8 protein-coding genes and 1 pseudogene are annotated in these 8,300 nt (G+C 60.3%); 5 read left to right on the top strand and 4 right to left on the bottom strand.

Annotation, left to right across the window (positions count from 1 at the left end):
* Nucleotides 1–1,762: 1,762 nt before the first annotated feature.
* The 4 genes and pseudogenes from msrA to ACZXDY_RS43535 all read right to left on the bottom strand — a co-directional run.
* Nucleotides 1,763–2,275 (bottom strand): peptide-methionine (S)-S-oxide reductase MsrA, encoded by a 513-nt coding sequence (msrA, locus tag ACZXDY_RS43550; protein ID WP_464349734.1) that lies wholly within the window; start codon nucleotides 2,273–2,275, stop codon nucleotides 1,763–1,765.
* Nucleotides 2,275–2,739 (bottom strand): peptide-methionine (R)-S-oxide reductase MsrB, encoded by a 465-nt coding sequence (msrB, locus tag ACZXDY_RS43545; protein WP_464349735.1) that lies wholly within the window; start codon nucleotides 2,737–2,739, stop codon nucleotides 2,275–2,277. Before msrB ends, msrA begins: the two co-directional genes overlap by 1 nt.
* 151 nt (nucleotides 2,740–2,890) lie before the next feature.
* Nucleotides 2,891–3,544, bottom strand: coding sequence for an NAD-binding protein (locus ACZXDY_RS43540; protein WP_464349733.1), 654 nt, complete (start codon nucleotides 3,542–3,544; stop codon nucleotides 2,891–2,893).
* A gap of 145 nt (nucleotides 3,545–3,689) precedes the next feature.
* A pseudogene (locus ACZXDY_RS43535) lies at nucleotides 3,690–4,403 on the bottom strand (cation:proton antiporter domain-containing protein); the annotation flags it as partial.
* 632 nt (nucleotides 4,404–5,035) lie between these two features.
* Here ACZXDY_RS43535 and ACZXDY_RS43530 point away from each other — a divergent pair.
* The 5 genes from ACZXDY_RS43530 to ACZXDY_RS43510 all read left to right on the top strand — a co-directional run.
* Complete coding sequence (locus tag ACZXDY_RS43530; RefSeq protein ID WP_464349732.1) at nucleotides 5,036–5,440, top strand: YybH family protein; 405 nt, start codon at nucleotides 5,036–5,038, stop codon at nucleotides 5,438–5,440.
* 94 nt (nucleotides 5,441–5,534) lie between these two features.
* Nucleotides 5,535–5,819, top strand: coding sequence for a GNAT family N-acetyltransferase (locus ACZXDY_RS43525; protein WP_464349731.1), 285 nt, complete (start codon nucleotides 5,535–5,537; stop codon nucleotides 5,817–5,819).
* A gap of 189 nt (nucleotides 5,820–6,008) precedes the next feature.
* Nucleotides 6,009–7,286 (top strand): MFS transporter, encoded by a 1,278-nt coding sequence (locus tag ACZXDY_RS43520; RefSeq protein ID WP_464349730.1) that lies wholly within the window; start codon nucleotides 6,009–6,011, stop codon nucleotides 7,284–7,286.
* Between the two features lie 186 nt (nucleotides 7,287–7,472).
* Complete coding sequence (locus ACZXDY_RS43515; RefSeq protein ID WP_464349729.1) at nucleotides 7,473–7,928, top strand: (2Fe-2S)-binding protein; 456 nt, start codon at nucleotides 7,473–7,475, stop codon at nucleotides 7,926–7,928.
* Between the two features lie 4 nt (nucleotides 7,929–7,932).
* The coding region (locus tag ACZXDY_RS43510) for a molybdopterin cofactor-binding domain-containing protein (protein WP_464349728.1) at nucleotides 7,933–8,300 on the top strand (368 nt) is incomplete at its 3' end.

Raw genomic sequence — 8,300 nt, 5'->3', positions numbered from 1 at the left:
GGAAAATGATGGCGGAGAGAGTGGGAGTCAAACTCCCGATTTCGATTACTCCACTTCGAAAGACTGAAAGCCGCTGAATAAACGCTCGCCTGCCTCCTGCAAAGGTTTCGAGTTTGAGCCCGGTTCGATTCGGGCGATTGTTGAGCACGGACCGTGCCGGCGCAGATCGTTTGCTGTTTTTTGCGAGCTAATGCCGTCCGCATCCTGCTGGTATTTGTGCTGGTATCGGCAACAATCGCCGACAAAAGTGGCTTCAAATTCAAGTGGTTATGGCTCTAGGCAATTATCGGCCAGGGGCACCACGGGAAAAATACCAATAACAACAATAACTTAAGGCATTGGTTTGATTCCGGATTTCCCAGGGCAAATTTTCGCCGCGCATTGAAAACACAAGTAAAAGTCCACTCCAGCCGTCTGTTTTGTTGGCATTTTTGTTGGTATCGCGAAACGAAACGTTCGCGGCGAATTTCGATATTCCGAACGAAGGAATTGAGGCCTCACGTTCACCACTTTTCGCGTGACGTTCGGACGTCAACCTCAAATGACGAACCCGGGGTGGCTGGCCATAGAGGAACGTGAACGCGTTCACGATTGCTTCGATGCTAATCAGGTTTCTTCCCGGCTGGCTGCGTCGGGGAAGCGATTGAAGATTCTGTCCCCGCCAATTGCGCTGTCGAGATGACCGACATGGATTCCATCCTCGGCGAATTCCTTCGCCATGGCCTGCGCGAGCGTTCGAAGCCCAGCCTTCGCTGAGTTGAACGCGCCATAGTTCGGCCTGTCGCAAAGCGATGCGCTGGCGTGGCTCGTCCAATTACTGGTCCAACCTTTCGATTTCCGTCGGTGCTGGACAGCGGGGTTGTTGGCGTTGCCCTCCAAAGGTGGAGGTCACACGTTCGAATCGTGTCGGGCGCGCCACCAAGAGATTACGTAATCGGTTCAGAGCGCCGGCTCCCCGCACAGGACTCATCTCATTGATGAGTTGAAGGGGGGCGACCTATGGAGCACCGGCTCCATCTTCTCCCGCTCCTCGCACCTCACTTACATGGATGGAATCTTGAGCCTTAACCGGCACAGGGGATCGAGCGATGACGGTGGCTACGGAGACCGCTGGCGCATCGGGGCATATGCAAATCGGAAAACCAGCTTGTGCTTTTCGACGAGCGCTTCCGTAAGCGCAGATCGGGAGCCCGCAGACTGCGTATCGAGAGACCGCCTTTTGGTCAGGCGGAGAGCGGCCAAAGTGCCTGGATGAGGCCATCCGCTGCAACCAGAAACCCGTCGTACACGACGCGGCCATCGGGTGCGATCACGACGAACCAGGGAGTTCCGCCGGACCGATACGCCTCGATGATCGCGGGCACAGCGTCTTATGAGATCGAGTCAGCGACAGCATGCCCAAACGGAACACGTAGTCCATATCGTCGTTGATTTGCCCGCAGACGATCGAAGGTGTTGATTTCCGAACCCTCGAACACGGTCTGGATGGCTGGCCAACACCCTTTTCGCGAAGTTCCTCGGCAAGTGTCACGAATGTGGGAAAGCCACGTCTATGACAGCCCGCGCACCAATCCTGAAAGAAGTACAGTATCCTAAAACCCTGGCCCAACTCGGCCAAGGTCAACGGGCTACGCTCGTCGCCATTTTCATCGATCCACCGGACATCCTCGAGCGTAGGTGCGGGCAGGCCCACAATTCCCATCCCCTTGAAATCCCCACGAGTGCGCTTGCGGCGTCGTGCGCCGAGCGACGTTTTCTAAATTTAGGCGACCGCACTGGTCCTGTGCGGCAGCACCCAGTTCGGACGTGCAAAATGGCAGGTATATCCGTGCGGAATTCGTTCGAGATAGTCCTGGTGCTCGGGCTCGGCCTCCCAGAAATCACCGGCTGGCTCGACTTCGGTGACGACCTTGCCAGGCCATAATCCCGACGCGTCAACGTCCACGATCGTATCGAGCGCGACGGCCTTCTGATGATCGCTGGTGAAATAGATCGCCGAGCGATAGCTCGTACCACGGTCATTCCCTTGCCGGTTGAGTGTGGTCGGATCGTGGATCTGGAAAAAGAACTCGAGCAATCGGCGATAGGTCGTCTGCGAGGGATCGAAGACGATCTCGATCGCCTCGGCATGGGTGCCGTGATTGCGATACGTCGCATTCGGCACGTCGCCACCTGTGTATCCGGCCCGGGTCGAGATCACACCGGGCAGCTTGCGGATGAGGTCCTGCATGCCCCAGAAGCAGCCACCGGCGAGCACAGCACGTTCGGTCGTCATTAGATGTCCTCCACCTGGTTGAGATAGTCACCGTAGCCCTGCTCCACCATCTCGTCGCGCGGCACGAAGCGCAGCGAAGCCGAATTGATGCAGTAGCGAAGGCCGCCGCGATCGCTCGGTCCGTCAGGGAAGACGTGGCCGAGATGGCTATCGCCATGCGTCGAACGCACTTCCGTCCGGATCATGCCGTGGCTGGTGTCGCGCAGCTCATTCACGTTTGCGGGTTCAATCGGCTTGGTGAAGCTCGGCCATCCACAGCCCGACTCATATTTGTCCGACGATGCGAACAGCGGTTCGCCCGAGACGATATCGACATAAATGCCTGGTTCTTTGTTGTGCAGAAGCGCACCGGTTCCTGGGCGTTCGGTCGCGCTCTGCTGCGTCACTCGATATTCCTCCGGCGACAGCTTCGCGACCGCAGCGTCCTGTTTTCTTGTAGGGGGCCATGGATTCCTCCTTCGAATTCATGCCATGGAAGATGGATACTCGATCCGAAGGTGTCCAATACGCCACGACTATAGATTCAATTACCAACGGCACGCACAGCAGGTGCTGGCATCGACCTCTCCGCTAATCTGCCTCTGGTCCTCAGGTCCTGCGACGGCAGCGCCCGTGTCACGCGGCCAAGGGGCTCGCGATCCGCGCGCGCTGCCGGTCCGCCCAGGCGGAGACGGCGTCTGATGCGATACCGAACGCGGTAAGCAACGCTTGGGCTGCGTCGAGTCCGTGAGATTCGTCGGGCGACACCACGGCTTCGATACCAAGCTCATTGAGCTGCGCAGCCTCGTCGTCGGTGCCTGTCACCCAGAGGCGGTGAAGGTCCGGGTAGAGCGCCAGAGACGATGGGATCCAGTCCCTTGCAGCGGCAATCGAGGAGGCCGTCATCACGCCGAATTGCCGGCCGCCCCGGTCGAAGGCGCGCCAAAGCCTCGCGTCCGACGCGTCCCCAAAGGAAGCATTGTAGCCGTCCGCTACGGCGCTGCGTAATCGAGCTCCATCGCGCTCGACAGCGTCATAGCCGATATTAAACTCCTCAAGGGCATCCGCGATCGTCCGCCCAACATCTCCCATGCCGACTATGATCACCGGGTTGATCTTCCCCTGTGGTACCATCTCGGTCTGCATCTTGCGTGGCGCGCGCGTCCGCAAACGGCCAGCAATGTTCCGGCCGATGTAGGCAAGGGTCGGGGTTACAGCGAGCGTGAGAGCAACGGCTGCGATGAGCTGCGCGACCGCAGCGTCGCCGACGGTCGTGCGAACGTCGGGCATTGCAAACACAACAAACGCGAATTCCGAGCCGCCTGCCATCAACACCCCCAGTTGGATTGAGCCGGGCACAGGCCCAGCGGAAGGCCAAGCTCGCGAGGATATTGCCAGTCGATTTAAGTGCGATGATCCCGACCGCCATACCGACGATGACCGGCCAAGAGCTTGCGATCACGGAACGGTCCAGCGAAGCGCCGACCGAGAGGAAAAAGAAGCTCACCAGGAGACCCCGGAATGGCCCGATTTCCGAGCGCACACTCGCCTTGAAGGGACTCTCTGCCACCATCATGCCACCCAGAAACGCGCCGAGCGTCATTGACAATCCGAACCGTGCTGCCGACCAGCCGGCGGCGAGCGCGATTAGCAGCGCTGTAGCGGTGAATACCTCCTGGGCCGAGAGCAACGCTACTGCGATTGCCCCCGCCGACTTCAACAAGGCCGCGAGCATTGCCGGGCCTGCGGAGCCATTCTCCAGCGTCGTCGTCAGAATCAGAAGAAAGATTGCGGCGACATCCTGAAAGATCAGAATCGCTATAGCCGTGAGTGCGACCGGACAGTTTTGCTGCCGACGGTCCGCAATGACTCCCGCTACGATCGCGGTTGACGAAAGCGCTAGCGTAGTGCCGACGACGAGCGTGGCGATCGGCGACAGGCTGAGTGCCCACGCGCCGCCACCGATAAGGATCGTCGACGCACTGACCTGAAGCGGCCCGAATCCGAAAATGTCGCCCGCCTGGCGTCGGACGTGCGCAGTCGAGAAATGAAGGCCGATATCGAAGAGCAGGAAAACGACGCCGAGCTCCGCGAGCAGGTGAACTGTTCCGCCAACCGAAAGAAGCTCGGGGGCGAACGGCAGACACAACCATGCCGAGGAAGAGGTAACCGACGATCGGATTTATTTTTACCATTCGCGACAGGACGGCGGTCGCGATGCCAAGCGCCAGGATGACCAGTAGTATCGGAAAGATGGCTTCAGCGATCTCCACTGGCCCTACCCTTGATCGCCGCCGCGGCCGGGCCGCGGCGAATGGCTTGAGCCGAACGACAGATATTGTTGCAACTCATTCCCTCCTACTGGCATTCGCCTCCAAATCATCGGCGCGTTCAAACTTGATCGGGCGCGGATGCCTCCTCGGAGTGCACTTTCCCTTATTCGGCTTTCGATCGAGTTTCGAACGTCATCGATATGCACACCGGCCCGTCGTCCCAAGGTGACGGTCGAATCCAAGGCAAGGGAAATTACCTCTCGCCATGGGATCGATAGATGATCGTTATTGCCGCTCGCCGTGACGCGGTGGGCCGGATTCAACTCGCGTTGATTTGCGGACGTCAGTGACGACTGTCGCCGCGCTATTCTCCGCCGCTATGGAATCTATGCGTGTCGGCTATTGGATAAGTTCGTCCTGCACTGCGATCAATATCGACGACCGTCACCGACTTCATCGATTAACGAGCACGGCAACCGTTTCAACCAACACGAACAGGAGCCCTGTGATGTCCGAGCGCTTTCCACTTCCTACGAAGCCCGAAGACATTATCCCGTCGCTGGTTAAGCGATTTAACTCCGGCGAAGTCAGCAACCAGATGGCGATCTACGCCCTGGAGGCCGTGTTCGTCGCAAACGACGGGCGAACCGTCACTGATCACGCGGAGATCGCCGCCATAATCGAGCACGATATCAAGCTCGGCCTACCGCTGGTGACCAAGGTGCGCCATGTGTTCGTCGCCGGCGATACAGCCCAGATAGTTCTGGACTGGTCCATCGACGGCAAGGGTCCTGACGGCAAGCAGGTGCACCTCGGAGGCACGGCGCGCGATATCGCGCGCCGCGGCGCGGATGGATTCTGGCGATACATCATCGACAATAATCAAGGGACGGCGGTGCGGCAGACCGCCTGACATATGTGCGCGGAGCGGATCCCGGAGGATCCCGAATTGTGTTTTTGATTGGTGCCGAGTTTGAACAGCGCGCGTCGCGAATCCGGAGTTGTTGATGGCGGACGGCGGAGAAGTGATCGACAACCCGGCGATGCGTCGGTTCGAACTGCCGATCGGGGACGAAATTGCGGCGGCCTATTACGCCATTGAAGACGGCCGCATGATCTTCACGCACACCGAGGTGCCCTTCGCGTTCTCCGGGCAGGGCTACGGATCCAAGCTCGCGCGGGGCGCGTTCGAAGCGGCGCGTTCACGCGGGATGCGCGTGATCGCCAAATGCCCGTTCATGTCCGCCTGCGCGCTCAAGCATCCTGAGTACGCCGCCATATTGGACGGGTGAGGCGGCGAGCCGCATGAACCTCCGCTCGCCCAAATCGATTCGAACGCTCGAGGACTGCACGCGCGTGGGCCTGTCGACGTCATACTTCATGCGCGAATTCCTCTACAGCGAGATCGCGACGATCGAAGGCATGCGCAGCCTGAGACGGATATTAATCAATTGCGTGGAACAAGAGAAACGTACGATTCGATGCAAAGCGTGACTCCGGTGATCGACCAGGCTCACCGGGGCGGAACGCTCCGGCTCGCATTCTTATCTGAGGTGGTCTCCCTGGCGGCCTCGTTTGCGACGGCTGCAGCGCCGATCCCCGTCTACAACATCTACCGGGCTGAGGACGGGTTCACCAACTTCGGCATCTCAAAGGCCATCGTCACCTACTCCATCGGTGCTGGTACCGGACTGTTGGTGCTGGGACGACTGTCCAATCATCTGGGTCGCCGGCTCACAGCGATCGTTAGCCTTGGCCTGCTCCTGCTGGGCTGTCTGCTGCTGCTGAACGTGCACGACGTCGGCACCCTGCTGGCCGGTCGAGTCCTGATGGGCGTTGGTACCGGGTTGGCCAGCAGCACCTTGACTTCCTACATCGTCGACGCTGCAGCCACAAAACCGGAATGGTTGGCCTCGGTCGCATCCAGCCAGGGACCAATGCTCGGCCTCACCGTCGGTGCCATCGCCTCGGGCGCCCCGGTCCAGTTCGGCCACTGGCCACGCGACCTTATCTACCTGGTTTGCGTCGGCTTGCTATTATTGTCTGCTGCACTCATCGCCATCAGCCCGGAAACCGCAACTCCGACGCCGGGCGCTTGGCGATCGCTGTTACCCAAGGTCAGCGTACCAGCCCAGGTCAGGCATCTGCTCCCTGTCGCCGCGGCGGTGTTCCTGGCCACCTGGGCGACCGGGGCGTTCTACCAGGCCTTCGTGCCTGCGCTTGTCGAAGAGCAACTCCACACCCGCAGCCCGCTCGTCCTCGGATTGGTGTTCGCCGCCTATATGGCCCCCAGCGTTCTCGGCGCTCCCATTGGCGGCCGGTTCACGTCCGCGGTAGCCCAACGCGTCGGCATGGTCACCTTCCTGGTCGGAATGATCGGCATCGTTACAGCGATCTGCGCTGGCACACTAGTGTTGTTCATCATCGCGACCATCGTTGCGGGCGCCGGCCAAGGCATCGCCATCAGCGCCGCCACCCGCGGCCTGCTGCACGGCAGCACGCTAGCCGACCGGGCACCGATCTTCAGCGCGATCTACCTCCTCTGCTACAGCGGCGCCACCTTCCCAAGCCTCATCTCCGGCGAACTCTCCAAGATCTTTTCGCTACCGCAGATCGCCCTCGGATACGGCGGACTTGCCATCGTCGCCACCCTGTTCACCGTCCTCGGTGCACGCAATCCGCACACTGGCACGAGCGGGAACGGCACCCGCGACAGTTCGAACGCTACGGGTTCACCAATACAGGGAACAGTGTCATGAGGATCGCCGGTGCTCCCCAACGCCGCAATATTTCGAACAAAGAGACAAATGGCCGAGCGACGCTCGGGGAAGTCGATCATCCGCGTTCGTCCCTGAGCGCCACGCGCCCATTGATGCGCGCAGCCGGCCGGTGCCGTCCAGATTGGCCAGCTGCGCCCTATCACCCCCAGCCACCGAGAGGCATCCATGGCTTTCACGTTAAAGATCAACGGCACGCCCCACGAGGTCGATGTCGACGGCGACACCCCGCTGCTGTGGGTGCTGCGCGATGTGCTCGGCATGACCGGGACCAAGTTCGGCTGCGGCCAGGCGCTGTGCGGCGCCTGCACCGTGCATGTCGACGGCCAAGCGGTCCGCTCCTGCCAGACAACTGTCGACAGCGTTGGCGACAGCGCGGTCACCACGATCGAGGCGATCGGCCAGGCGCCGCAGGGCGCGGCCTTGCAGAAGGCGTGGCTGGAGCTGGAGGTGGTGCAGTGCGGCTACTGCCAGTCCGGCCAGATCATGTCGGCGGCGGCGCTGCTGAAGGACACGCCGAGGCCGACGGATGACGACATCGACGCCGCCATGTCAGGCAATGTCTGCCGATGCGGCACCTATCAGCGCATCCGCGCTGCGATCAAGCACGCTGCGGGAGTTTGACATTATGGATGGACTTATTCTGAGAGAGCAGATCGCCGATGAAACAGCTATGTCGCGGCGGGCGTTTTTACGGGGCACAGGTTTGCTGCTTGGTTTTGCGCTGACCGGTGTGAGCACGGAACCCGTCTTCGCGGCGCCGGCTTCGCAGGTGGTCGAAAACGAGGTCACGGGTACTTTCGCGCCAAACGGATTTATACGGATCAATCCAACCGGCGCCGTGACCCTGGTCATGCCGATGGTCGAGATGGGACAGGGGGTTTACACGTCGCTCTCGATGCTTCTGGCTGAAGAACTGGAAGTGAAGCTTGACCAGATTCAGGTTCAGCATGCGCCGCCAAATCATGCGCTCTACGTCAACTCGATCATAGGTAT

The organism is Bradyrhizobium sp. LeoB3 (assembly GCF_055456055.1).
The sequence above is the reverse complement of the archived record's forward strand: the minus strand, read 5'-3'. Positions and strand labels throughout refer to the sequence as shown.

Coding starts and splice junctions, on each gene's coding strand:
- ACZXDY_RS43525 (WP_464349731.1), top strand. CDS start 5,535: ATGGCGGACGGCGGAGAAGTGATCGACAACCCGGCGATGCGTCGGTTC.
- ACZXDY_RS43515 (WP_464349729.1), top strand. CDS start 7,473: ATGGCTTTCACGTTAAAGATCAACGGCACGCCCCACGAGGTCGATGTC.
- ACZXDY_RS43530 (WP_464349732.1), top strand. CDS start 5,036: ATGTCCGAGCGCTTTCCACTTCCTACGAAGCCCGAAGACATTATCCCG.
- ACZXDY_RS43520 (WP_464349730.1), top strand. CDS start 6,009: ATGCAAAGCGTGACTCCGGTGATCGACCAGGCTCACCGGGGCGGAACG.
- ACZXDY_RS43540 (WP_464349733.1), bottom strand. CDS start 3,544: ATGCCCGACGTTCGCACGACCGTCGGCGACGCTGCGGTCGCGCAGCTC.
- msrA (WP_464349734.1), bottom strand. CDS start 2,275: ATGACGACCGAACGTGCTGTGCTCGCCGGTGGCTGCTTCTGGGGCATG.